At 71.8% G+C, this 24,078-nt stretch carries 22 protein-coding genes; 11 read left to right on the forward strand and 11 right to left on the reverse strand.

Translation table 11 applies throughout. From position 1 onward, the window contains the following. Positions 1-220: 220 nt before the first annotated feature. A complete protein-coding gene (locus AB0M56_RS48205; RefSeq protein WP_364189719.1) occupies positions 221-2,179 on the reverse strand; it encodes a VWA domain-containing protein in 1,959 nt (652 codons plus the stop codon). Next, positions 2,179-3,576 carry an ATP-binding protein gene (locus AB0M56_RS48210; RefSeq protein WP_364189722.1) on the reverse strand — a complete coding sequence of 466 codons (1,398 nt, stop codon included), beginning with the start codon at positions 3,574-3,576 and terminating at the stop codon, positions 2,179-2,181. Before AB0M56_RS48210 ends, AB0M56_RS48205 begins: the two co-directional genes overlap by 1 nt. Before the next feature lie 100 nt (positions 3,577-3,676). On the opposite strand from AB0M56_RS48210, the gene AB0M56_RS48215 reads away from it, so the two are divergent. Beyond that, positions 3,677-4,474: a hypothetical protein gene (locus tag AB0M56_RS48215; RefSeq protein ID WP_364189724.1), complete on the forward strand. Its 798-nt coding sequence runs from the start codon at positions 3,677-3,679 to the stop codon at positions 4,472-4,474. Positions 4,475-4,587: 113 nt separating this feature from the next. Here the strand turns inward: AB0M56_RS48215 and AB0M56_RS48220 are convergent, their stop codons facing one another. Then, a complete protein-coding gene (locus AB0M56_RS48220) occupies positions 4,588-5,631 on the reverse strand; it encodes a ferrochelatase (protein ID WP_364189791.1) in 1,044 nt (347 codons plus the stop codon). A gap of 86 nt (positions 5,632-5,717) precedes the next feature. Here AB0M56_RS48220 and AB0M56_RS48225 point away from each other — a divergent pair, with 86 nt between their 5' ends. After that, positions 5,718-6,302 (forward strand): TetR family transcriptional regulator, encoded by a 585-nt coding sequence (locus AB0M56_RS48225; RefSeq protein ID WP_364189727.1) that lies wholly within the window; start codon positions 5,718-5,720, stop codon positions 6,300-6,302. A 90-nt stretch (positions 6,303-6,392) separates the two neighbouring features. Further along, complete coding sequence (locus AB0M56_RS48230; protein ID WP_364189729.1) at positions 6,393-7,601, forward strand: Cmx/CmrA family chloramphenicol efflux MFS transporter; 1,209 nt, start codon at positions 6,393-6,395, stop codon at positions 7,599-7,601. Positions 7,602-7,659: 58 nt separating this feature from the next. On the opposite strand, the gene fabI is transcribed toward AB0M56_RS48230, so the two are convergent. After that, a complete protein-coding gene (gene fabI / locus AB0M56_RS48235) occupies positions 7,660-8,427 on the reverse strand; it encodes an enoyl-ACP reductase FabI (RefSeq protein WP_285966884.1) in 768 nt (255 codons plus the stop codon). Positions 8,428-8,472: 45 nt separating this feature from the next. Next, the gene (locus AB0M56_RS48240) at positions 8,473-9,177 is read right to left on the reverse strand and encodes a beta-ketoacyl-ACP reductase (protein ID WP_285966883.1); all 705 of its coding nucleotides are present in this window, start codon (positions 9,175-9,177) and stop codon (positions 8,473-8,475) included. Positions 9,178-9,513: 336 nt separating this feature from the next. Between AB0M56_RS48240 and AB0M56_RS48245 the strand changes: the two genes are divergently transcribed. Genes AB0M56_RS48245 through AB0M56_RS48270 form a run of 6 tightly spaced genes read left to right on the forward strand, consistent with a single transcriptional unit; the run spans position 9,514 to position 14,808 of the window. After that, on the forward strand, positions 9,514-10,857 hold the full coding sequence (locus AB0M56_RS48245; RefSeq protein ID WP_364189732.1) for an MFS transporter: 1,344 nt from the start codon (positions 9,514-9,516) through the stop codon (positions 10,855-10,857). Positions 10,858-10,871: 14 nt separating this feature from the next. Beyond that, entirely contained in the window at positions 10,872-11,537 is a 666-nt protein-coding gene (locus tag AB0M56_RS48250; RefSeq protein WP_364189734.1) for a response regulator transcription factor, read from the forward strand. Positions 11,538-11,540: 3 nt separating this feature from the next. Further along, a complete protein-coding gene (locus AB0M56_RS48255) occupies positions 11,541-12,926 on the forward strand; it encodes a HAMP domain-containing sensor histidine kinase (RefSeq protein WP_364189737.1) in 1,386 nt (461 codons plus the stop codon). Next, entirely contained in the window at positions 12,923-13,864 is a 942-nt protein-coding gene (locus AB0M56_RS48260; protein WP_364189740.1) for a TAXI family TRAP transporter solute-binding subunit, read from the forward strand. The genes AB0M56_RS48255 and AB0M56_RS48260 overlap by 4 nt, the downstream gene beginning before the upstream one ends. Positions 13,865-13,887: 23 nt before the next feature. Then, positions 13,888-14,322 (forward strand): thioesterase family protein, encoded by a 435-nt coding sequence (locus AB0M56_RS48265; RefSeq protein ID WP_364189742.1) that lies wholly within the window; start codon positions 13,888-13,890, stop codon positions 14,320-14,322. 18 nt (positions 14,323-14,340) lie between these two features. Beyond that, the gene (locus AB0M56_RS48270; RefSeq protein WP_364189745.1) at positions 14,341-14,808 is read left to right on the forward strand and encodes a tRNA (cytidine(34)-2'-O)-methyltransferase; all 468 of its coding nucleotides are present in this window, start codon (positions 14,341-14,343) and stop codon (positions 14,806-14,808) included. 22 nt (positions 14,809-14,830) lie between these two features. Here the strand turns inward: AB0M56_RS48270 and AB0M56_RS48275 are convergent, their stop codons facing one another. From AB0M56_RS48275 to AB0M56_RS48285, 3 genes are read right to left on the reverse strand one after another with little or no spacing between them, the layout of a single operon-like run. Further along, positions 14,831-15,811 carry a VWA domain-containing protein gene (locus AB0M56_RS48275; protein ID WP_364189748.1) on the reverse strand — a complete coding sequence of 327 codons (981 nt, stop codon included), beginning with the start codon at positions 15,809-15,811 and terminating at the stop codon, positions 14,831-14,833. Further along, a complete protein-coding gene (locus AB0M56_RS48280; protein ID WP_354884708.1) occupies positions 15,808-16,755 on the reverse strand; it encodes a DUF58 domain-containing protein in 948 nt (315 codons plus the stop codon). The genes AB0M56_RS48275 and AB0M56_RS48280 overlap by 4 nt, the downstream gene beginning before the upstream one ends. A 5-nt stretch (positions 16,756-16,760) precedes the next feature. Next, positions 16,761-17,825, reverse strand: coding sequence for a MoxR family ATPase (locus AB0M56_RS48285; protein WP_220240834.1), 1,065 nt, complete (start codon positions 17,823-17,825; stop codon positions 16,761-16,763). A gap of 407 nt (positions 17,826-18,232) precedes the next feature. Here AB0M56_RS48285 and AB0M56_RS48290 point away from each other — a divergent pair, with 407 nt between their 5' ends. Further along, complete coding sequence (locus AB0M56_RS48290) at positions 18,233-19,018, forward strand: GNAT family N-acetyltransferase (protein WP_364189751.1); 786 nt, start codon at positions 18,233-18,235, stop codon at positions 19,016-19,018. Here the strand turns inward: AB0M56_RS48290 and AB0M56_RS48295 are convergent. The 3 genes from AB0M56_RS48295 to AB0M56_RS48305 form a co-directional block, all read right to left on the reverse strand. Next, a complete protein-coding gene (locus AB0M56_RS48295) occupies positions 18,972-19,169 on the reverse strand; it encodes a hypothetical protein (protein WP_364189754.1) in 198 nt (65 codons plus the stop codon). The two genes, AB0M56_RS48290 and AB0M56_RS48295, sit on opposite strands and share 47 nt — an antisense overlap. Positions 19,170-19,255: 86 nt before the next feature. Then, the gene (locus AB0M56_RS48300) at positions 19,256-19,507 is read right to left on the reverse strand and encodes a hypothetical protein (protein ID WP_364189756.1); all 252 of its coding nucleotides are present in this window, start codon (positions 19,505-19,507) and stop codon (positions 19,256-19,258) included. Between the two features lie 19 nt (positions 19,508-19,526). Continuing rightward, positions 19,527-20,882, reverse strand: coding sequence for an NlpC/P60 family protein (locus AB0M56_RS48305; RefSeq protein ID WP_364189759.1), 1,356 nt, complete (start codon positions 20,880-20,882; stop codon positions 19,527-19,529). 343 nt (positions 20,883-21,225) lie between these two features. Between AB0M56_RS48305 and acnA the strand changes: the two genes are divergently transcribed. After that, entirely contained in the window at positions 21,226-24,036 is a 2,811-nt protein-coding gene (gene acnA, locus AB0M56_RS48310) for an aconitate hydratase AcnA (protein ID WP_364189762.1), read from the forward strand. The last annotated feature ends 42 nt before the right edge of the window (positions 24,037-24,078 follow it).

The raw sequence follows: 24,078 nt of genomic DNA on the forward strand, positions 1-24,078 counted from the left end.
CCGGCCACAGGTCGGGGCGGTGGTCTGGGCCGGGGGCCGATCGCACCGCCCAGTCGAGACGCCGGCGCGATCTCGCGCTGTAGTTGGCTTTCCCTACCGCAGCCGGGAAAGCCGCGTTCGTCAGCGCTGTCCTTTCGGTGGGCCCGGAGGGACCGGGCCCACCGAGTCGCGGTGGTCGATGTCACTTCTGGCCCCACGCCGACCCACGCCGCACCCGAACTCAGCGCCGCCGGGTGCGGAGGTAGTCGCCGACCACGGCGGCGCCCAGGCCGTCGAGGTCGGGGGCCACCACGCGGCCGCCGGAGCGGCGGGCGATGGTGTCCACGAACGCTTCCAGTCGCGGGTCCTCCCCGAGGCGGAAGACCGTGACCGAAGCGCCCATCTTGGCGATCCGGTCCACTTCGGACAGTGTCTTGTAGATCGTTCGCGGGTCCGGCGGGTAGTCGAACACCGCTTCACCGTCGGGTTCCAAATGCGCCGTCGGCTCGCCGTCGGTGACCATCAGTACCACCGGCTGCGCGTCGGGGTGGCGGCGCAGGTGCTGGCCGGCCAGCAGCAGCGCGTGGTGGGCGTTGGTGCCCTGCTCCCACGTGCCCTCCAGGCCCACCAGCTCCGGCAGGTCCACCTTCGTCGCGTAGCGGCCGAAGGTGATCAGCTGCAGCGCGTCGTTGCGGAAGCGGGTGCTGATCAGCTGGTGCAGGGCAAGCGCCGTGCGCTTCATCGGCAGCCAGCGGTCCTCCTGCACCATCGACCACGACGTGTCCACCAGCAGCGCCACCGCCGCGCGCGAGCGGTGCTCGGTCTCGACGACCTCCACGTCCTCGACGTCGAGCGTCACCGCACGCGAGCCGACCGACGTCGAGCGCAGCACCGCGTTGCGGACCGTGCGCGGCACGTCCCACGGCTGCATGTCCCCGAACCGCCACGGGCGGCTCGAGCCCGTGGGCTCCCCCGCGGCGCCGGCGGACTCGGTCTCCCGGTCGCCCGTCTTGCCGCGCAGCGAGTTGACCACATCGGACAGTGCCGTCTCGCCCAGGCGCCGCAACGCCTTGGGCGACAGGCGGAGCGTGCCGTCGGCCGCGCGTTCGAACAGGCCCTGCCGGCGAAGCTCACGCTCCAGTTCGGACAGCCGCCGCGCGTCGACGCCGGCGTCGGGGCCCAGCTGGCGCTGCAGCGCGTCCATGTCGATGTCCTCGAGCCGCGCGCCCGGGTAGGCCTGGCCCAGCTGCTCGGCCAGCCCGTCGAGCTCCGCGAGGTCCTGCATCGCCTGCGCGCCCTCGCCCAGGCCCAGCGGGTCCTGGCCGCGGAATCGCTCCGAGCCCTGCCAGTCCTCTCCCGGCCGCAGCGCCTGCAGCGCCGCGTCCAAAGCGGACAGCTGCTGGGCGATGCGCGGATCGCCGAACGCCTGCTGCGACAGCTCCGCCAGCTCGGCGCGCTGCTCGGCCGACATCGAGTTCAGCATCCGCTGCGCGGCCGCGGCGCGCGAGGCCAGCGCGTCGATCAGCTCCTCGACGTTGCGCGGGTTCTCCGGGAAGAACTCGCCGTGGCGGTTCATGAACTCCGCGAACCGCTCGTCGATGTCGTCGGCCCCCTGCGCGTGGGCCTGCAGCAGCGCGTTGAGGTCGGACAGCATCTGGTTGACCTGCTCGACGTCCTCGGGCCCGGCGTTCTGCAGCGCCTGCTTCATGCCCTGGAACCGCGCGTCGAGCGCCTCGCGGCCGAGCAGGTCGCGGATCTGCTCGTACTTCTGCCGGCCTTCGGACGAGCGCCAGTCGTACTCGCTCAGCTCGCGCACGGCCGCGGCCGTGCCCGGCGGGAGGGCGTCGAGCTGCGCCTCGCGGAAGCGCGCCTCGTCGTCCGGGTCCGGGAACAGCTCGCGGCGCTCGGCGGTCAGCGCCTCGCTCAGCAGCTGCTGCACCTCCTGCAGCGTGCCGTCGAGCCGGTGGCGGCGCTGGATCTCCGAACGGCGCTGCCACAGCCGCCGCGTGAGCTCGTCGAGCCCCGACGTGCGCTCGGTGCCGCGGCGCAGCAGCTCCTCCAGCGCCGAACGCGGCGACGCGCCGGCCATCACGTCGCGGCCGATCTCGTCGAGCGCGTCGCGCAGGTCCGCCGGCGGCGCCAGCGGGTCCGGCCCGTCGTGCCACGGGCCGTAGGAGTATCCCTCGGGAATGAGCGGCATTACTGGCCGTACACCGTGGTGTTCTCGTCGGAGTCCTTCGCCAGCCGCCTGGCGAGGAACAGCGACTCCAGTGCCAGCTCCACCGCGGCCGCGATGCGACCGGCCGGCTCGTCGGAGGACACCCCGGCACGCTGGGCGACCTCGTGCAGCACCGGCAGCTCCGGCAGGGCGGCGAGCACGTCCCGGGCCGGCACGCGCTCGCCGGTGGCCACCAGGTGGCCGTCGGCGACGGCGTCGGACAGCGGACGCAGGTCCAGCCCGGCGAAGCGCTCCCGCGCGGTTTCGGCCACGGCCCGGCGCATCAGGTGCACGAGGTGCTCGACCTCGCGGCCCTCCTCGCCCGGCTCGAACTCGATCTTGCCGCGCAGCACGGCGGGCACCGCTTCGAGGTCGACCGGCCGCGCGACGGCCGGGGCCTCCCCGGTGAGCGCCGACCGGCGCAGCGCCGCGGCGGCGACGGTCTCGGCGGCGGCCACGGCGAAGCGCGCCGACACACCGGAGCGCTGGTCGATCACCGGCGACTCGCGCAGGTTGCGCACGAACCGGGCCAGCACCTCCAGCAGCGGCTCGCCGACCTCGGCGACCAGGTGCGCCTCCTGCTTCACCACGGCGACTTCGGCGGCGACGTCGAGCGGGTAGTGCGTGCGGATCTCCGCGCCGAAGCGGTCCTTCAGCGGCGTGATGATGCGGCCGCGGTTGGTGTAGTCCTCGGGGTTCGCGGTGGCGACGAGCAGCACGTCCAGCGGCAGCCGCAGCGTGTAACCGCGGACCTGGATGTCGCGCTCCTCCATCACGTTCAGCAGTGCGACCTGGATGCGCTCGGCGAGGTCGGGCAGCTCGTTGATCGCCACGATGCCGCGGTGGGCTCGCGGAACGAGCCCGAAGTGGATCGTCTCCGGGTCACCGAGGCTGCGGCCCTCGGCCACCTTCACCGGATCGACGTCGCCGATGAGGTCACCGACGGACGTGTCCGGCGTCGCGAGCTTCTCGGTGTAGCGCTCGCTGCGGTGGCGCCACGCCACGGGCAGGTCGTCGCCCAGCTCCGCCGCACGGCGGATCGAGGCGGGGGTGATCGGATCGAGGGGGTGCTCGCCGAGCTCGGAACCCTCGATGACGGGGGTCCACTCGTCGAGCAGGCCGGCGAGCGTGCGCAGCAGGCGGGTCTTGCCCTGGCCTCGTTCGCCGAGCAGGACGACGTCGTGGCCGGCGAGCAGCGCGCGCTCGAGCTGCGGCAGGACGGTGCGGGAGAAGCCGACGATGCCGGGCCACGCGTCGCGGCCTTCGCGCAGCGCGGTCAGCAGGTTGTCGTGGATCTCCTGAGCGATGGGGCGCGGGGTGTACCCGGCGGCGCGGAGCTCGCCCGCGGTACGGGGAAGTGAGTCTGGGACAACGGTCACCGCATCGACGCTACTTACCGTTTCGACGTACGTCGACGTGGAGCGACTCCAGCGTGGGCGATCGTCCACGAAGTGTGGACTACCGGTAAAATAGGGCGTCGTGTGCCGTCCCAGTGCGACCCTCGCCGTCTGGTCCTCCGCGTGGCTCAACGGAGCCGCGGCTTCCGATGATGTGCTCGACGCCCTCGCTGCCTGGGGCGAAGCGCACGACGTCGTCGCGGCCGACGCCCCCGCCGCCGAAGCGTTCGAGCTTCCGCTGGCGTTCCACCGCGCCGCAACCCCGGTCCAGCTCCTCATGGCGCTGCGCGCGCAGAGTGTGAAGATGGCCCAGCTCGTGCTCCCCGTGCCCGGCGACGTCCGCGGCCTCGGCGGGGGCGGCCCGTTCGCCGAAGCGGCGCTGCGCTGCGGTGACGCGGTAGTGCTGACCGAGCTCGGCTTCGGCCTCGTGCCCGAGCCGATCGCCGAAGGCCTGATGCGCTGGACGGTCTACTCGGTGCCCACCCCGGTTCCGCTGGAATACCAGTCGCTGCCCGACGCCGAACACGGCCTCACGGACGCGATCCGCGCCAGCGCGGGTGCGTTGCAGGCGCTGGACGTGGCCAGCGATCGCCCCGGCGTGCGCGCCGAGCTGTCGGCCCACCTGCGATCGCGCCCGCAGGTCGAGTGGCCGGCCGGCACGCCCGCGCGGGCGCTGCGCGTGCTGCAGCGCGCGGAGGAGATCTCGGCGATCCTGGCCATCGCCCGCACCGACGACCCGGGAGGCGCGCTGTCCGCCTCGGCCGCCAGCCGTCGCGCCGAAGCGTTGCGGCCCTTGTCGGACGCGGTGCGCACGGCTCGGACGGCGTCGGTCAACGAAGCGGTGCGGGTGTTCGCGGAGCAGGCCGACCGGCAGCCGTGAGGTTCTCCGCGCTCAGCTGACAGCGAACACCCGCGCCTGCAGTCTCAGCCAAGAGCGAACAACGCGCTTTTCGCCCGTGTTGCCCGGTTCTCCGGACAGCGGGCTCTTTCAGGTCAGCGGGCGGGACGCCTCGCGGGCTCGCAGCAGCCGACCGAGCAGGGCGCCCCGTTGAGCGAGCAGCCGTCGGCCGGGAAGGGCGAGAGCTTGCGGGCCGGGGCGCCGGAAATGTGCTCGCGCACCAGTTCCACCACCAGCTCGGCGAAGCGCGGGTCGACGTCGGGCGTCGCGGCGCGGGCGAAGGCCATGCCATGTTCGGCGGCGCGCTCGGCGGCTTCGTTGTCGAGGTCCCAGATCACCTCGAGGTGGTCGGAGACGAAGCCGATCGGGCTGACCACCACGGACTTCACGCCGGCGGCGTGCAGGGCGTCGAGGTGGTCGACGATGTCCGGCTCCAGCCACGGCACCTGCGGCGGCCCCGAGCGCGACTGCCAGACCACGTCGTACTCCGCGATGCCTGCCTCGGCCGCCACGAGCCGCGCGGCTTCGGCGATCTGGCGGGAATAGCGCCGGCCCCCTTCGGCGGGCGGGCCGGAGGCGACGTCGGCGCTCACCGGCACGGAGTGCGCGGTGAAGACCGTGCGCGTACCCGGCCGGTCACCGAGGCGCGCGTGGGCGGCGCGCACCGCGTCGGCGATCGCGGAGATGAACAGCGGGTGGTCGAAGAACTGGCGCAGCTTCACGATCTCCGGCGCTTCGGGTCCCACGGCTTCGCGGGCGCGCACGATATCCTCGTCGTACTGGCGGCACGCGGAGTAACCGCCGTAGGCACTGGTGGGGAACGCGAGCACGCGCTGCACGCCGTCGGCCTTCATCCGCGCCACGGTGTCCTCCACCATGGGCTGCCAGTTGCGGTTGCCGAAATACACCGGCAGGTCGAGGCCTTCGGCCGCGAGCTGCTTCTCGACGGCCGCGATAGCCGCGCGGTTGAGCCGGTTGATCGGCGACACCCCGCCGAAGTGCTGGTAGTGCTCGGCGACCTCGAGCAGCCGCTCACGCGGCACCCCGCGTCCCCGGGTGACGTTCTCCAGGAACGGCATCACCTCGTCGGGCCCCTCCGGACCGCCGAACGAAAGCCATAACAACGCGTCGTAACCCACGGTGTCCATCTTGCCCCTGTGGCGGCGCCCACGACGGAGCGGGCTCATTGTGTACCGACCTATCCAAAACCTGGTACGGTGTCCGCATGCCCAGGCCACGCGAGTTCGACGAGACCGAAGCCCTCGAAGGCGCCATGAACGCCTTCTGGGCCCGCGGCTACGAGGCGACCTCCACACAGGACCTCTGCGCCGCGACCGGACTCGGCCGCAGCAGCGTGTACAACACGTTCACCAGCAAGGAAATCCTGTTCCGGCGCGCGCTCGAGCACTACATCCGGCTCGGCGTCCGCAGCCGGGCCGCAGTGCTGGAACAGTCCGACGACGGTCTCGACGCGATCCACCGGCTCCTGGTGTCGGTGATCGACGACGAGCTCACCCACGGCCGCCGCGGCTGCCTGGTGGTGAACACCGTCGCCGAGTTCGGCACCGCGGACCCCGAGATCACGGCGCGGGTCGAGGCCGACACGGCCGCGCACCTGGCATCGCTCGCCGAGTGCGCGCGCCTCGGCCAGGCCGACGGCAGCATCACCCGCGACCGGGAGCCGAACGACATCGCCGAGTTCGTGCACAGCACCGTGAGCGGGCTGCGGCTGATGTCGCGCCGCGGCGCCGAACGCACGGCCATGACGGCGGTGGCCGACATCGCCGTCGCGGCACTCGCCCGCCGCTGACCCACCCGCACCGACCACTCCACCCCAGCATCAGCGTCGATGTGCCACGAGCCAGTTTTGTACCAATCGATCCATAAGGAGAGACGAATCGTGCCCTTGGCCGTCTTCGTGCTCGGGCTCAGCATCTTCGCCCTCGGCACCTCGGAGTTCATGATCACCGGCCTGCTTCCCGGGATGGCGGCCGACCTCGGCGTCAGCATCCCCGACGCCGGCCTGCTGATCTCGGCGTTCGCCGTCGGCATGGTGGTCGGCGCGCCGCTGCTGGCCGTCGGCACGCTCAAGCTGCCCCGCCGCACGACCCTGCTCGCGCTGCTGGTGGTGTTCGCCGGCTCGCACGTCGGCGGCGCACTCGCCCCGGGCTACGGCCTGCTCTTCGCGACCCGCGTCGTGAGTGCCCTGGCCTGCGCCGGGTTCTGGGCCGTCGCCGCGGCGACCACCGTTTCGCTCGTGCCCGCGGCGCGCCGCGGCCGCGCGCTCGCGGTGCTGGTCGGCGGCCTGACCCTGGCGAACATCGCGGGCGTCCCCGCCGGCACCTTCCTCGGCCAGCACGCCGGCTGGCGCACCGCGTTCTGGGCGGTGGCCGCACTGACCGTGGTGGCCATCGTCGGCGTGCTCGCGTTCGTGCCGCGCACCGTCTCGAACTCCTCGGCCCTGCGAGTGCGGACCGAACTGCGAATCTTCCGCAACGGACGGATCTGGCTGGCGCTGGGCGTGATCGCGCTGACGCAGGCCATGGTCTTCGCGACGTTCAGCTACCTCGCGCCGCTGCTCACGACGACCGACGGCCTGCCATCCTCGTGGGTCCCGCTCGTGCTCGTGCTCTTCGGCGCCGGCGCGGTGATCGGCATCCTCGCCGGCGGCAAGCTCGCCGACGCCCGTCCGTTCTCGACGCTTTACGGCAGCCTGGGGCTGGCCGTCGTCGCGCTCGTCGCGCTGGCGGTCACTTCGGACACCGTGGTCGCCGTCGTCGCGGTCCTCGTGCTCGGCGCCGCCGCGTTCGCGGCCAACCCGGCCCTCAACGTCCGGGCGTACTCGGTCGCGGGCGGATCGTCCACTTTGGTCGGCGCCAGCACCACGTCGGGCTTCAACGTCGGCAACACCGCGGGTCCGTGGGTCGGCGGTGTCGCGATCAACGCGGGTCTCGGCTTCCCGAGCGTCGCGTGGGTGAGCGTGGGGCTCGGCGGGCTGGCGCTGGCCGCCCTCACGTTCGCCCTGCGCCTGCAGCGTTCCGACGACGCCCGCGCTCCCCGTCCGGCGCTCTCCTCAAAGGAGCCGGTACCCCAGCCGGCCGCGCAGTGAAACGGCGAGCGGCTCCCGCGAAAACTTCGCGGGAGCCGTTCGCCGTAAGGGAAAGACCTCAGATGCCGAGAGCGTGCACGCCGCCGTCGACCATGATCATCGAACCGGTGGTGGCCGGCAGCCAGTCCGACAGCGCGACGCAGACGGTCTTGGCCGTCGGGTCCGGGTCGGAGCTGTCCCAGCCGAGCGGGGCGCGCTCGTTCCAGCCGTCCTCCAGCTCGTTGAAGCCCGGGATCGACTTCGCGGCCATCGTCTTCATCGGACCGGCGCTGACCAGGTTCACGCGGATGCCGCGCGGTCCGAGGTCGCGTGCGAGGTAGCGGTTCACCGACTCCAGGGCCGCCTTCGCGACGCCCATCCAGTTGTAGGCCGGCCACGCCACTCGCGCGTCGAAGTCCATGCCGACGATCGACGAGCCGCGCGAGAGCAGCGGCAGCGTCGCCACCGCCAGCGACTTGAACGAGAACGCCGACACGTCCACGGCGATCTTCACGTCGTCGCTCGGCGCGTCCAGGAACGGCGCGCCCAGGCAGGTCTGCGGGGCGAAACCGATGGAGTGCAGCACGCCGTCGAGGCCGTCGACGTGCTCGCGCACGCGGTCGGCCAGCGAGTCCAGGTGCTCGGAGTTGGTCACGTCGAGCTCGAGCACCGGCGCCGGCTTCGGGAGGCGCTTGGCGATCGTCTTGACCAGCGAGAGCCGGCCGAAGCCGGTGAGCACGACCTCAGCGCCCTCCTGCTGCGCGATCTTGGCCGCGTGGAACGCGAGCGAGGCATCGGTGATGACACCGGTGATCAGCAGCCGCTTGCCTTCGAGCAGTCCGGGCAACGGGTTCCTCCAGGTCTTGTGGTGGTCGCGGAAGAGTCGGGAAGGTCAGTGGCCGAGGCCGAGGCCGCCGTCGACCGGCAGCACCGCGCCGTTGACGTAGGCGGCGTCGTCGGACGCGAGGTAGCGCACGGCCGCGGCGATCTCGGCCGGCTCGGCGTAGCGGCCGGTGGGCACGTTGGCGAGGATCTCCTTCTTGCGGTCCTCGCCGAGCGCGTCGGTCATGTCGGTGCGGACGAAGCCGGGCGCGATCACGTTGGACGTGATGTTGCGCGAGCCGAGCTCCCGCGCGAGCGAGCGCGAGAAGCCGACGAGACCGGCCTTCGACGCGGCGTAGTTCGCCTGGCCTGCCGAGCCCGACAGGCCGACGACCGACGAGATGAAGATGAACCGGCCCCAGCGGGCGCGCAGCATGCCGCGCGAAGCGCGCTTGGCGACCCGGAACGCGCCGGTGAGGTTCGCGTTCACCACACGCTCGAACTGCTCCTCGCTCATGCGCATCAGCAGCGTGTCGTCGGTGAGCCCGGCGTTGGAGACGAGCACCTCGACCGGGCCCTGGTGCTCCTCGACCAGCTTGAACGCGGCGTCGATCTGCTCGGCGTCCGTGACGTCCGCTTCGACGCCGAAGAGCCCTTCCGGCGCGCCGGAGCCGCGGTGGGTGACGGCCACCTGGTGGCCCTGCTCGGCGAGGTCCCGGGCGATCGCCAGACCGATACCCCGGTTGCCGCCGGTGACCAAGACCGACCGTCCCACTGCACGTCTCCCTCTGCTCGGTGTCCCTGTCGCGACGAGGCTATCGGCCGCGCGCGGCGTCGCCGCACCCGGCGCCACCTCCGCGTCCGGGCCGGCGCGGAAGTCCAGAGCGGAGGTTAGGGCGCGGCGCGCCGCTCCGTTTGCGCAGACCAGAGGGTTCCTACAAACCGGGGGAAGGCCGGGCGTGCGATCCGCACAAAACGTGATCAGGATCGCCGGTCCCCCGGCTCTTCGGTACGGCCGGAACTCGCCTAAGGACAGGTTAGGAACGGCGCCGCGACCTTGCCGCGCGCGTACTCCGGTGGTCACCGTGAGTCGCGACACAGGAGGTCAAGGATGACTACCCGGATCCCCACCCCGGTGACCCGCGAGGGCGAGCGCCGAGTCGTCGGCAACGTGCTGCGCGGCTCCATCGGCAACCTTGTCGAGTGGTACGACTGGTATGCCTACTCGGCGTTCACGATCTACTTCGCCAAAGCGTTTTTCCCCGGTGGCGACGCGACGGCCCAGTTCCTCAACACCGCGGCCGTGTTCGCCGTGGGGTTCCTGATGCGCCCGTTGGGCGGCTGGATGCTCGGGCGCTTCGCCGACCGGTTCGGGCGCCGCAGCGCGCTCGTGCTCTCGGTTTCGATGATGGCGTTCGGCTCGCTGCTCATCGCGGCGACGCCGGGCTACGCGTCGATCGGCGTCGCGGCGCCGATCCTGCTCGTGCTCGCGCGGCTGCTGCAGGGGCTTTCGGTGGGCGGCGAGTACTCGACGTCGGCGACGTATCTGTCCGAAGTGGCCACTCCGGGCAAGCGCGGTTTCTACTCCAGCTTCCAGTACGTGACGCTCGTCGGCGGGCAGCTGCTCGCGCTCGGGCTGCAGCTGATCCTGCAGAGCGTGCTCACCGAGGCGCAGATGGGCGACTGGGGCTGGCGCATCGCGTTCGTGGTCGGCGCCGTCGCGGCGGTGGTCGTGATGGTGTTGCGGCGCAGCATGGACGAGTCGGCCAGCTACGAGCGCGTCGCCGCCCAGGAGAGTTCCGCACAGTCCGGCTCGGGCAAGCAGGCCGGCGAACGCGGCACGCTGCGCACGCTCGTGAAGTACCCGAGGGAGATCGCGCTCGTCGTCGGCCTCACGCTCGGCGGCACGGTCGCCTTCTACACCTACGCCACCTACACGCAGAAGTTCCTCGAGAACACCGCCGGCATCCCGCGCCGCACGGTGACGTGGATCCTCTTCATCGCTTTGCTGATCTTCGCGCTCCTGCAGCCGGTGGCCGGACGGCTGTCGGACCGGATCGGCCGGCGCAAGCTGCTGATGTTCTTCGGGATCGCGGGCACCGTGCTCACCGTCCCGATCATGACGACCATGGCGCACACGAAGCAGCCGGTGCTCGCCTTCCTGTTGCTGCTCGGGGCGCTCGTGATCGTCACGGGCTACACGTCCATCAACGCGATCGTGAAGGCCGAGCTGTTCCCCACGCGGATCCGCGCGCTCGGTGTCGGCCTGCCGTACGCGCTGACCGTGGCGATCTTCGGCGGCACGGCCGAGCTCATCGCGCAGGCGCTGAAGAAGGCGGGGCACGAATCGCTGTTCTTCTGGTACGTCGCGGGCTGCATCCTCGTCTCGCTCATCGTGTACGGGACAATGCGCGAAACGTCGCGTTCGTCCGCCCTGGAGCGTGACGAAGACTGAGCGGGAGGACGGCCGTGCGCGTGCTGCTCGTGGAGGACGACACCGGGGTCGCCGGTGCGCTCGCCGAGACGCTGCACGCGCGCGGCCACACCGTGACCAGCGTCGGCCGCGGTGCCGACGCGCTGCACCGGCACCGTGAGGCCGATTTGCTGCTGCTCGACCTCGGCCTGCCGGACCTCGACGGGCTCGACGTGCTGCGCAAGATCCGCCAGGTCTCCGCCGTGCCCGTGATCGTGCTGACCGCCCGCGGCGACGAACGGTCCGTCGTCCGCGGGCTGCGCCTGGGCGCGGACGACTACCTCACGAAACCCGTGCGGCTGGCCGAACTGCTCGCGCGGATGGACGCCGTCGTGCGCCGGGCGGGCGTGCGCGACACCCCGGCCGACGACGCCGTGGTGCGGCTCGAAGACGTCGAGATCGACCTCGGCGGGCGCCGCGTCCTGGTGGCGGGCCGGGACATCGGGCTGACGACGAAGGAGTTCGCCGTGCTGGCGGTGCTCGCCGCGCGGCCGGGCACCGCCGTGAGCCGCCAGCAGCTGATGGACGAGGTGTGGGGCGACGCGTACCTCGCCATCTCGCGATCGCTCGACGTCCACATGACGCAGCTGCGCGCCAAGCTCGACCGGCCGGGCCTGCTCACGACGATCCGCGGCTTCGGCTACCGGCTGGGCCGGGGCTGAGCGGTGCGTACCCGCCTGCTCGTCGTGCTGGTCGCGCTCGCGCTGCTCGTGGTGGCCGCGTTCGCCGTGCCGCTGCTGGCGAGTACGGCGGAGCAGCGCACGCAGCAGCTGGTGATCTCCCGCAGCAGCGACGTCGACCGGTTCGGCGTGCTGGCTCAGCAGGCGGTCGACACGCACGACCCGGCGGCGCTCGACGCGGAGGCCGAGCGGTACTCGGAGCTCTACGGCGAGGCCGTGGTGGTGGTCGACGCGCAGCGCACCCCGCTGGTGCAGACGGGTGGGCTCACGGCCGCGGCGCCGGAGGTGCGCGCGCTCGTGGAGGCGACCATGCGCAACGAGCCGGCCCCGCGAGTCGAGCGGCTGAGCCCGTGGTCGGCCGGGCCGGTGCTGTTCGCACGTCCGGTGGGGTCGGGCACGCGGGTGGCCGGGGTGGTGGTGCTGCGCGCCTCCGTGGCCGTGGCGGCCGCCGACGTCGCCGCCCGCTGGAGCGCGATCGCCGCCGGGGCACTGCTCGTGGCAGCCGTGTTCGTGCTGCTGGCGATGCTGCTCGCGCGGTGGATGGTGCGGCCGCTGGTCGAGCTGGAGACGGGCGTGCTGGCCGTCGCGGGCGGTCACCGCGCGCAGGTGCCGGAGAGCTCCGGGCCGCGCGAGCTGCGGTCGCTGGCGGCTTCGGTGAACCGCATGTCCGACGCCGTCGGCGAGGCTGCCGACCAGCAGCACCGGCTCGTCGCGGACACCTCCCACCAGCTGCGCAACCCGATGGCCGCGCTGCGGCTGCGCGTCGATTCGGTCGCCTCGGCCGAGGCCGGCCGGCCGGCGTACCGGGCGATCGTCGTGGAGGTCGAACGCCTCGAACGCATCCTCGACGGCCTGCTCGCCCTCGCCACCGCGGAGTCCACCGCCACCCGCATCGCCGCCGGCTCGGACGACGAACCCGCCGACCTCGCCGCCGTGATCGCCGAACGCGTCGACGCCTGGCGTCCCGCCGCCGACGACGCCGGAGCCGCCCTGCTCCGCTGCCCCGGCCACGCCGAACCCGTGCTCGTGCACGCCCCTGAGGGTGAGCTCGCGCAGATCCTCGACGTGCTGCTCGACAACGCCGTCCACCACGCCGGCCGCGGCGCCACCATCTCGGCCGAGTGGGAGACGTCGCCGAACGCCGCCACCCTTGTCGTCACCGACGACGGCCCCGGCCTGCCGGACGCCGACCTCGCCCGCGCGACGGACCGCTTCTGGCGCGCCGGCGGCGACGGCGCACCTCGTGGTACGGGCCTCGGTCTCGCCATCGCGCGCGAGCAAACCCGCGCCCGCGGCGGCATGCTCGAACTGCGCGCCAACGCGCCGCACGGGCTGCAGGTCCGCGTGACACTGCCGGCGGTGACACCGTGACGATCACGCGCCGCACCGCGTTGCTCGGCGGGCTCGGCCTCGCACTCGCCGGGTGCGCGCCCGCCTACCGCGGCCCCGAGCGGTCCGTCACGATCGCCGCCGGTGAGCAAGGCGGGTTCTACCTGGCGTTCGCGGAGGTGCTCGCGGCCGAGGTGAGCCGGGCGGAGCCGCGGTTGCACTGCGCGGCCGTGGCGACCGAGGCGAGCGTGGTGAACGTCGAGCGCGTGCGCGACGGCGGGGCCGACCTCGGGCTGGTCCTCGCGGACGTCGCGCAGTCGGCGCTCGCGGGCCAGGCGCCGTTTCCCGCGCCGGTGCCGTTGCGGGCACTGGGCCGGGTGTACGAGAACTACCTGCAGCTCGTGGTGCGCGCGGACGATCGTCTCGCGCAGCTGCGGGATCTGGCGGGACGGCCGGTGTCCGTCGGCGCGGGCGGGTCGGGCGCCGCACAGCTGGGCGAACGAGTGTTCGCCGCGGCCGGCGTATCCGTGATGGCGCGGCACCTGCCGCTGGCGGACGCCATCGCCGCGCTGGCGAGCCGTCGCATCGACGCACTGCTGTGGTCGGGCGGCCTCCCCACTCCGGCGCTCGCCGAGCTCAACCGCACGACACCACTCGCGTTGCTGCCGCTCGCTTCGGTGACCCCCGCGTTGCGGTCGATACACGGGCCGGTCTACGAACAGGTCCAGGTGCCCGCCGGCGCATACACCGGAGTCGGGGCGCCGGCGACGATCGGCGTGGCGAACCTGCTCGTCTGCGCCCCGGGTCTGCCCTCGGACGTCGCCGCGGCCGTGGTGCGGGTGCTCGCCGGGCGCGCGGCCGATCTGGTGCCGGCGCAGGCCGTGGGGACGCAGTTCCTCGACGTGCGCACGCTCATCGGCACCCAGCCCGTGCCGCTGCACCCCGGGGCCGCCGACACGTACCGGGCGCTCCACGGCTGATCGGCGCTCGCTAGATTGGTCGCGTGACCCCACCGCGCCGACCGCTGGTCGAGATGCCCTTGCGCGTGCGCTACCACGAGTGCGACGGCCAGGGGATCGTCTTCAACGCCCACTACCTCGCGTACGTGGACATGGCCTCCTTCGAGGTCGAGAAGGCGCTGTTCGGCTCGCACGAAGCGTTTCTGGCCACGGGGATCGACGTGGTGGTCGCGGAGTCGAACCTGCGCTACCGCGCGCCGTGCCGCTACGACGACGACCTCGTGGTCTCGGTGTTCCTCACACACCTCGGGACCACGTCGATGGTCTACGAGTCGGAGATCCGCCGCGCCGGCAAGCTCACCACCGAGGCGAAGATCCGCTACGTGTTCATCGACCCCGTCACCCTGCGCAAGACCGAGCCGCCCGCCGCCGTGCGCGACGTCTACGCGGCCCACCTGCCCGCACCCACCGCTCCCTGACTTTCCTGAGGTCCGGCCATGTTCCGCGTGCTCTTCTACCACCCCGAGATCCCGCCGAACACCGGCAACGCGATCCGCCTCGCCGCCAACACCGGCTGCGAGCTGCACCTGGTCGAGCCGCTGGGGTTCACGCTCGAGGACAAGCAACTGCGCCGCGCCGGGCTCGACTACCACGACCTCGCGCGCGTCCACGTGCACGCCGACCTCGCTGCGGCATGGCGAGCGTTGTTGCCGGCCAAGGTCTACGCGTTCAGCGCCAAGGCCACGCGCCTCTACACCGACGTGGCCTACGAACCCGGCGACGTGCTCCTGTTCGGCCCCGAGTCCGCAGGCCTGCCCGACGACGTGGAGCAGGCGACCGAGATCACCGACCGGGTGCGGCTGCCGATGGTGCCCACGAGCCGCTCGCTCAACCTGGCCAACACCGCGGCCATCACGATCTACGAAGCCTGGCGGCAGAACGGTTTCGGCCGGCCGCCAGGCTGAGTCGCCGGAATTTCCCCGCCTGCTACGGGAGTCTCTGGCCGATCAGCAACGCGGCCGCCGCGCCGATCATCAGCACCAGGGTGCCGATCACGACCCACGGCTTGCTCGCGTCGGCGTTCTTGAGCTCGTAACCGATCTGCTCGCCGAGGTCGGCGTAGACCTTCTTCAGCTCGTCGGCGCTGGCCGCCTTGTAGAAGTCTCCGCCGGACAGCCGCGCGATCTCCTTCAGGGAGTCGTCGTCCACCCGCACGTCCTGCGGCTTGCCCTCGATGTCGACCGAACCGTGCGTGGTGCCGAACGAGATGGACGAGATCGGCATCTGGGCCTGCTTCGCCGCCTGCGCCGCGGTGTACGCGCCGCGTGGGGCATAGAGATCCTCCGGCACGGTCTGCTTGCCGTCGCTCATCAGCACGATGCGCGCAGGCGGCGGGCCGTCGGCGCCGCCGACCACGGCCGAGAAGCTCTCGATCGACTGCATGGCCGCGAAAATGCCTTCACCGGTGGCCGTCGACTGCGCGAGCTTCAGGTTGTCGATCGCCTTCACCACGCCGGCGCGGTCGGTGGTCGGGTTGACCAGCACGGTCGCGGTGCCGGCGAAGGAGATCAGCCCGAGGTTGACGCCCGGGGTCATGTTCTCGGCGAACTGCTTGGCCGCGTCCTGCGCCGCCTTCAGCCGGTTGGGCGCGACGTCGGTGGCCTCCATCGACAGCGACACGTCGATCACCAGCACCACGGTGGCCCGGTTGCGCGGCACCTTCTGCTCCGCTGTCGGCCCGGCCAGCGCCACGGTGAGCACCAGCAGCGACAACACGATCAGCACGGCCGGCAGGTGCCTGATCCAGCCCTGCGTCTTCGGCGCGACCTTGTCGAGCAGCTCCAGGTTCGCGAACCGCATCACGCGCTTGCGCCGCGCCCGCTGGGCCAGCACGTACGCGACGGCCACGGCCGCCACCAGGATCAGCAGCAGGAACCACCACGGTGAAGTGAAGCCGCCGAGGCTCATGCGACACCGCCTGACCAGCGACGCTTGCGCGCGACCACGAACCGCACCATGTCGGCGATCCAGTCGGAGTCGGTGCGCAGCACCAGGTGCGCCGCACCCGCGCGGCGCAGCCCGGCCGCGACGTCCTGCCGGTGGGCGTGCGCCGCGGCGCCGAACTCCTTGCGCAGCAAGGCGGAAGCGTGCACTTCGCGCTGTTTCCCTGTCTCCGGGTCGGCCAGGACGACGGTGCCCACGTCGGGCAGGTCCACGTCGCGCGGGTCGAGGACTTCGATGGCGATGAGCTCGTGGTGCCCGCCGAGCGCGCGCAGCGGCCGCTGCCAGTCGGTGGGTCCCAGGAAGTCCGAGATCACCACGCCCAGGCCGCGCCTGCGGGGCGGACGGCGAAGCTGCTCCAGCGCGTCGGCGAGATCACCGCGGACGCCCTCGGGCGCCCGCGGGGTCTCGGCCAGCCGCCGGATCAGACCGCGCGCGTGGGCGAGCCCGCCGCGCGCGGGGATGCGGTTCACGCCCTGGCCGTTGGACACGAGCGCGCCGATGCGGTTGCCGCCTCCGCCCGTGAGGTGGGCGACGGCGGCCGTCGCGCACACAACCAGGTCGCGTTTCTCGCACAGCGCGGTGCCGAAGTCGAGGCTCGCGGACATGTCCGCGACCACCCACGTCTCCAGCTCGCGGTCGGCCACCGTCTCGCGGATGTGCGGCGTGGTCGTGCGGGCCGTGACGGCCCAGTCCATCCGCCGCACGTCGTCGCCCGGCTGGTACGGCCGCGCCTCACCCGGCTCCGAGCCGGGACCGGGCACGAGGCCGAGGTGGTTGCCCTGCAGCAGGCCGTCGAGCCGGCGGCGGACGTCGAGCTCCAGCGTGCGCAGCCCCGCCTCCAGGCGGTCGCCGCGCAGCACCGGGGGCGCCCACCCGGGACGCTGGTCCTTCTGCGCCTTCCCTGCCACGCCGACTACCTGACGGGCGCGCCCGCCGGCACCGGCCCGGTCCCGCCCTGCGGCCGGGCCGAGACCTGCGGCAGGGGCACCGTTTGTAGCACGCGGGTGATGATGTGGTCCACGGGCACGCCGTCGGCCAGCGCGTCGTAGGACAGGACGAGGCGGTGGCGCAGCACATCGGGCACCACGTCGACGACGTCCTGCGGCAGCACGTAGTCGCGGCCGCGCACCAGCGCGAGCGCGCGGGCGGCGGCGATGATGCCGAGGCTCGCGCGCGGCGACGCGCCGTAGGAGACCCAGCCCGCGACGTCGGCGAGGCCGTGGTCGTTGGGCGTGCGGGTGGTCAGCACGAGGCGCACCACGTAGTCGACCAGCGCGTGGTGCACGAACACCTGCGACGCGACGCCCTGCAGGCGCACGAGCTCGCTGGGGCTGAGCACCTCGTGGGGCACCGGCGGCGTGACGCCCATCCGGTAGATGATCTCGCGCTCTTCCTCGGCCGTGGGGTATTCGACCACGATCTTGAACAGGAAGCGGTCGCGCTGCGCCTCCGGCAGCGGGTAGACGCCCTCGTTCTCGATCGGGTTCTGCGTGGCGAGCACGAGGAACGGGTCGGGCATCGGGAAGGTCTGGCCGCCGATCGACACGTGCCGCTCGGCCATCACCTCCAGCATCGCCGACTGCACCTTCGCGGGCGCGCGGTTGATCTCGTCGGCGAGGACGAAGTTGGCCACGACCGGGCCCAGCTCCACGTCGAAGCGCTCCGCACCCTGGCGGTAGATGCGCGTGCCGAGAATGTCGGCCGGCACGAGGTCGGGCGTGAACTGCACCCGGGAGAACGAGCCGCCGACCACCCGCGCGAAGGTCTCCACGGCCAGCGTCTTCGCGACTCCGGGCACGCCTTCCAGCAGCAGGTGACCCTTCGCCAGCAGCCCGACGAGCACGCGCTCCACCAGCCGGTCCTGGCCGACGATGATGCGCTTGACCTCGAACACGGTGCGTTCCAGCAACTGGGCGTCCCGCGCCGGCGTGCCGGGCTGCTGCCCGTTCCCGCCCTCGGCGTAGCCGGGCTCGGTCACTCTGCCTCCTGTGGTTCTGCTTCCTCCGGGCTCGCCCGCCGACGGTACTGCTTCCCGGTGGTCGTAGTACGCGCGGCGCGCTGGCCCGTCACGGTAGCCAAGCGCATCAGCGGTGTGACAGCTGTGAAGACGGTGTCAGCGATGTGGGCACAGGTCGCACGACGTGTCGTGATCGTCGCTTTTGACCGGTTCGGCCGGCGGTCCGGGGCACCCGCAGCTCCTCCCCCGCCTCGTCGACGAGGGCAGTGCCGTCACGGTCGGCACCATCAGCCGGTCCACAGTGGACTCGCGGACGCTCGGCCGGTCCCCGGCGGCTTCCTCGGCACGCGATCAGCTCCGGTTTGTCCACACCGGACAGTCAGCGGGCGACATCGTGCCCTCGTCACCGCCCACGCTAGCGTCGTCCCATGACCGACCCGCTGCTGGCCGCATACGACGCCGAGGTCCGCACCGCCGAGCTGACCACCCCGGAACCGGGCACGACTCTGGATCACGACGCCCCGGTGACCCGCATCCTCGGCGCCCGGCGTGGTTTCGTGGTGGGCCCGCCGGATCTCGGCGTGACCGGGCCTTCGCTGGACGCGCTCATCGCCCGGCAGGTCCGCTTCTTCGCCTCACGGGGTGAAGCTTTCGAATGGAAAACCCGCGCCTACGACCGTCCTGGCGACCTGCCCGACCGCTTGCTCGCCGCCGGTTTCGCACCGGAGGAAACGGAAACGGTCCTCATCGCCCCCGTTTCCGGGATTTCCCCCTCGGCCCCGCCCCCGGCCGACGTCACCATCCGCGAAGCCACCGGCGAGGCCGACCTGCGCCGCATCGCCCGCCTCAGCGCCACCGTCTTCGGCAGCGACGAGGCCGCCGTCGCCCGCGACCTCCTCGCGCGCGCCCGCGAAGACAACGAGGGCACGACGGTCCACGTCGTCGCCGAATCCGCCGGCCGCCTCGTCTCCGCGGCCCGCCTGGAACTCGTCGGCGGCACCACCTTCGCCGGCCTCTGGGGCGGCGCCACCCTGCCGTCCTTCCGGGGCCGCGGCCTCTACCGCGCGCTCGTCGCCCACCGCGCCGCCACCGCCCGCACCCGCGGCGCGCGCTACCTCCAGGTCGACGCCCTCCCTCCGAGCCGCCCGATCCTCGAGCGCCTCGGCTTCACCGCCGTGACCACGACCACGCCGTACGTCTGGACGCCGGCCTAGGCGGGCCCACCCCGGCCTCGACCTCCGCGAGCCAGCCGAGGTACCAGCGGTCGAACGTCATCCGGCCGTGCCCGTCGGCCTGCGGCCCGATGCCGCCCTCGGAGGCCTCGCCGTCGAACCACAGCGCGCCACGGTCGGGGCCGGTCACCACGAGGAGGTCGTAATGGCCGCAGCCGCGGTGGCAGAGCGGCAGGGTGCCATGGGTGTCGGCTTCGTCGCGAGCATCGAGCGAGCGCGTCAGCGCCGGCCGGAGCGGCCGAAACCCAGCAGCCCGTAGCCCGGGCCCGCCCCGCCGGCACCGACCTCGACGAGGAAGCTCCGGTACGGCTCGGGCAATGACGCGCCGAACTGCCCTTCGACAGCCTCGACGTCGCGTTCACTCAGCCGCGGGGCCAGCCGGAATCCGTGGGCGCTCGCGCCGGACACCGAGCGCGCGTCCCGACGCTTCGCCAGCCGCGCCAGTCGGTCGCGGACTCCGTCCCACGTCACGAGGGACGAGCGTAGGACCTCAGCCGATCAACCGAGTCGCGTACGGCATGATCCCGCCGTACCGCACCGCGGTCACCCGCACGTACGAGCCGGACTGCGGGGCCTCCACCATCTGCCCGCCGCCGAGGTACAGGGCGACGTGGTGGATGCCGCCCGAGCCGCCCCAGAAGAGCATGTCGCCGCGGCGCATCTGGGAGAGGGGGACGCGGCGGCCGGAGGTGTACTGGTAGCCGCTGTAGTGCGGCAACGACCGCACGCCGGCGAAGGCGTAGATCATCAGGCCGGAGCAGTCGAAGCCGATCTTGCGGTAGTCGCCGTACATGTCGGCGACGCCGCCGTCGTGAATGCCGCGGGTGGGGCCGCTGCCGTTGCCGCCGCCCCAGGCGTACGGGCGCCCCAGCTGCGACAGCGCCCGGGCGATCACGGACTCGATCGACGAGCCCGCCGCAGGCGAAGGCCGGCCACCGCCGCCCGATGAGGGACGGCCGCCGCCACCCGAGGAACTCAGCGCCGCCTGGCGGGCACGTTCCTCGTCCTCGCGCTGCTTCTGCGCCACCCAGTCCTGGTAGCGCTGGCGCTGGCCCTGCAGGCCGTTGACCTTCGACTGCGCCGCGTAGAGCTGCTGCTCCACCGAGCTCTTGCTCGCCTGCAGCTGCTGGTTCTGCGATGCCTGGGACTGCTGCGCCTGCACGGCGTCGGCCTGGGCGGCGTCGGCGCCGCTCTTCGCCTGGCGCGCGGCCTCCTGCTTCTGCTGCGCGACGTCGAGGGCCTTGCGCGCGGCGGCGTCCTTGTTGGACTTGTCCGTCTGCGCCTGCTGGAGGCGGTCGAGCGCGTTGAGCCGCGAACCGCCGATGGAGTCGAGGATCTGGGCGCGGGCCAGCAGGTCCTTGGGGCTGTCGGAGGTCAGGTACGCCGAGATGGAGCCGACCGTGCTGCCCTGCTCGAAGCTGGCCGCCGCGAACTCCTTGAGGTCCTGGCGCGCCTTCTCGATCGCGCCCGCCGCGGCGTCGGCCTGCGTGCGCGCCGACTTCGCGGCGTCCTCGGCCTGGCCCGCGGCGTCCTGCGCCGACTGCAGATCGACCAGGGCCTTCATGGCCTGTTCCTGCTTCAGCTCGACGTCGTCCTGCAGCGAGCTGAGCTTCTGCTCGGCCTGCGCGAGCTGGTTGGTGAGCTTGCCGACCTCGCCGGCCTTCTCGTTGGCCGCGGCCTTCGAGGAGTTCAGCTCCGAGTCGCTCGGGTTGGGCGGGGGCGGCGGCACCGCCAGGCCCGTGCCCGCTGCTCCGAACAGGACCACGAGGGCGAAGGAGCCGACGGTGAGACCACGCCGCAAGACCCGTCCACGCCGGACCACCACGACCAGCCACCTCCCGCTCACCAGCGCCTGCCAGCAGTGATCACACCGCGTGCCACTGCAGTCACACCACTATCACAAGCCTCAGGCGGAACTCACACACCGTAGACACCAATTCCCCTCATCGGGGGACCCCTGACGTTCGGCGTGTCCGAATGGCCCAGCTCACTCCGCGTGCCGCCTTGAAGTTAATACAGGACAGGCGTACTGTTTGGGGCGACGGACGAGGTGTGCCATCCCGATTCCGGTCCTACGGTGGGGGTGCGCAAGACTCGGACGCGGTCTTCCCGAGGACCGCGAAACACACACCGAACTGACCCGGGGCCCGCACCCGCGACGGCGCGGGTCCCCGCCACTGGAGTTAGACGTGACTGCACCTGCCAGCAAGGACAGCTTCGGCGCCAAAGACACGCTGAAGGTCGGAGACAACTCGTACGAGGTCTTCCGCCTGAACAAGGTCGAGGGCGCCGAGCGCCTGCCCTACAGCCTGAAGATCCTGCTCGAGAACCTGCTGCGCACCGAGGACGGCGCGAACATCACCGCCGACCACATCCGCGCGCTCGGCAGCTGGGATCCCAGCGCCGACCCGTCCATCGAGATCCAGTTCACGCCCGCCCGCGTGATCATGCAGGACTTCACCGGCGTTCCTTGCGTCGTGGACCTCGCCACCATGCGCGAGGCCGTCACCGACCTCGGCGGCGACCCCGACAAGGTGAACCCGCTGGCGCCGGCCGAGCTGGTCATCGACCACTCCGTGATCATCGACGTGTTCGGCCGCGCCGACGCGTTCGAGCGCAACGTCGAGATCGAGTACGAGCGCAACCGCGAGCGCTACCAGTTCCTGCGCTGGGGCCAGGGCGCCTTCGACGAGTTCAAGGTCGTGCCGCCGGGCACCGGCATCGTGCACCAGGTCAACATCGAGCACCTCGCGCGCACGGTGATGGCCCGGGGCGGCCAGGCCTACCCCGACTCCTGCGTCGGCACCGACTCGCACACCACGATGGTCAACGGCCTGGGCGTGCTGGGCTGGGGCGTCGGCGGCATCGAGGCCGAGGCCGCCATGCTGGGCCAGCCCGTGTCGATGCTCATCCCGCGTGTGGTCGGCTTCAAGCTGACCGGCGAGATCCCGACCGGCGTGACCGCCACCGACGTGGTGCTCACCATCACCGAGATGCTGCGCAAGCACGGCGTGGTCAGCAAGTTCGTCGAGTTCTACGGCGAGGGTGTCGCCTCGGTGCCGCTGGCCAACCGCGCCACCATCGGCAACATGAGCCCCGAGTTCGGGTCGACCGCCGCGATCTTCCCGATCGACGACGAGACCATGCGCTACCTCAAGCTCACCGGCCGCTCGGCCGAGCAGGTCGCGCTCGTCGAGGCCTACGCCAAGGAGCAGGGCCTCTGGCACGACGCGTCCCACGAGCCGGTCTACTCCGAGTACATCGAGCTGGACCTCTCCACGGTCGTCCCGTCGATCGCCGGCCCGAAGCGCCCGCAGGACCGCATCGAGCTGTCCGACGCCAAGAACTCCTTCCGCAAGTCGGTGCACGACTACGTGGAAGAGCAGTACCCGGCGCCGCACACCAAGGTCGACGAGACCATCGAGGAGACCTTCCCGGCGAGCGACCCGGCTTCGCTCTCGTTCGCCGACGAAGACGCCGTGCCGGTGCAGTCGGCCGCCAACGGCGCCTCGGGCCGCCCGACCAAGCCGATCACGGTGAAGTCGGCCGAGCGCGGCGAGTTCGTGCTCGACCACGGCGCCGTGGTGATCGCCTCGATCACCTCATGCACCAACACCTCGAACCCGTCGGTGATGCTGGGCGCGGCGCTGCTCGCCCGCAACGCGGTGGACAAGGGCCTCGCGGTCAAGCCGTGGGTCAAGACGTCGATGGCACCGGGCTCTCAGGTCGTCACCGACTACTACAACAAGGCCGGCCTGTGGCCGTACCTGGAGAAGCTGGGCTACCACCTGGTCGGCTACGGCTGCACCACCTGCATCGGCAACTCCGGCCCGCTGTCGGACGAGATCTCGGCCGCGATCCAGGAGAACGACCTCACCGCCGTCTCGGTGCTCTCGGGCAACCGGAACTTCGAAGGCCGCATCAACCCCGACGTGAAGATGAACTACCTCGCGTCGCCGCCGCTGGTCATCGCCTACGCGCTGGCCGGCACGATGGACTTCGACTTCGAGAACCAGCCGCTGGGCCAGGACACCGACGGCAACGACGTCTTCTTGAAGGACATCTGGCCGACGCCGCAGGAGATCCAGGAGACCATCGACTCCTCGATCACGCAGGAGATGTTCGCCAAGGACTACGCCGACGTCTTCGACGGCGGCGAGCGCTGGAAGGCGCTGCCGACCCCCGAGGGCAAGACCTTCGAGTGGGATGCCGAGTCCACCTATGTCCGCAAGCCCCCGTACTTCGAGGGCATGCAGGCCGAGCCGGCGCCGGTCACCGACATCTCCGGCGCGCGCGTGCTGGCGAAGCTGGGCGACTCGGTCACCACCGACCACATCTCCCCCGCCGGTGCGATCAAGGCCGACACCCCGGCCGGCAAGTACCTGAGCGAGCACGGCATCGAGCGTAAGGACTTCAACTCCTACGGCTCGCGCCGCGGCAACCACGAGGTCATGATCCGCGGCACCTTCGCGAACATCCGGCTGCGCAACCAGCTGCTGGACGACGTGCAGGGCGGCTACACCCGCGACTTCACCCAGGACGGCGCCCCGCAGGCGTTCATCTACGACGCGGCCCAGAACTACGCGGCGCAGGGCACCCCACTGGTCGTGCTGGGCGGCAAGGAGTACGGCTCGGGCTCGTCGCGTGACTGGGCGGCCAAGGGCACCTCGCTGCTGGGCGTGCGCGCGGTGATCACCGAGTCGTTCGAGCGCATCCACCGCTCGAACCTCATCGGCATGGGCGTGATCCCGCTGCAGTTCCCGGCCGGTGAGTCGGCCGCGTCGCTGAAGCTGGACGGCACGGAGACGTTCGACATCTCCGGCATCACCAAGCTCAACGACGGCGAGACCCCGCGCACGGTGCACGTCACCGCCACCAAGGCCGACGGCACCACGGTCGAGTTCGACGCCGACGTCCGCATCGACACCCCGGGCGAGGCCGACTACTACCGCAACGGCGGCATCCTGCAGTACGTGCTGCGCAAGATGACCAACGCCTGATCCACAGGGAACGACGCGCGAAGGCCGTTCCGGAATCTTCCG

The sequence above is a fragment of the Amycolatopsis sp. NPDC051372 genome, from assembly GCF_040682095.1.
Classification (GTDB): Bacteria; Actinomycetota; Actinomycetes; order Mycobacteriales; family Pseudonocardiaceae; genus Amycolatopsis.

Excerpts from the sequence above, each read along its gene's own strand:
- AB0M56_RS48205 (WP_364189719.1), bottom strand. The coding sequence starts at position 2,179 with ATGCCGCTCATTCCCGAGGGATACTCCTACGGCCCGTGGCACGACGGG.
- AB0M56_RS48225 (WP_364189727.1), top strand. The coding sequence starts at position 5,718 with ATGCCCAGGCCACGCGAGTTCGACGAGACCGAAGCCCTCGAAGGCGCC.
- AB0M56_RS48245 (WP_364189732.1), top strand. The coding sequence starts at position 9,514 with ATGACTACCCGGATCCCCACCCCGGTGACCCGCGAGGGCGAGCGCCGA.
- AB0M56_RS48270 (WP_364189745.1), top strand. The coding sequence starts at position 14,341 with ATGTTCCGCGTGCTCTTCTACCACCCCGAGATCCCGCCGAACACCGGC.
- AB0M56_RS48275 (WP_364189748.1), bottom strand. The coding sequence starts at position 15,811 with ATGAGCCTCGGCGGCTTCACTTCACCGTGGTGGTTCCTGCTGCTGATC.
- AB0M56_RS48290 (WP_364189751.1), top strand. The coding sequence starts at position 18,233 with ATGACCGACCCGCTGCTGGCCGCATACGACGCCGAGGTCCGCACCGCC.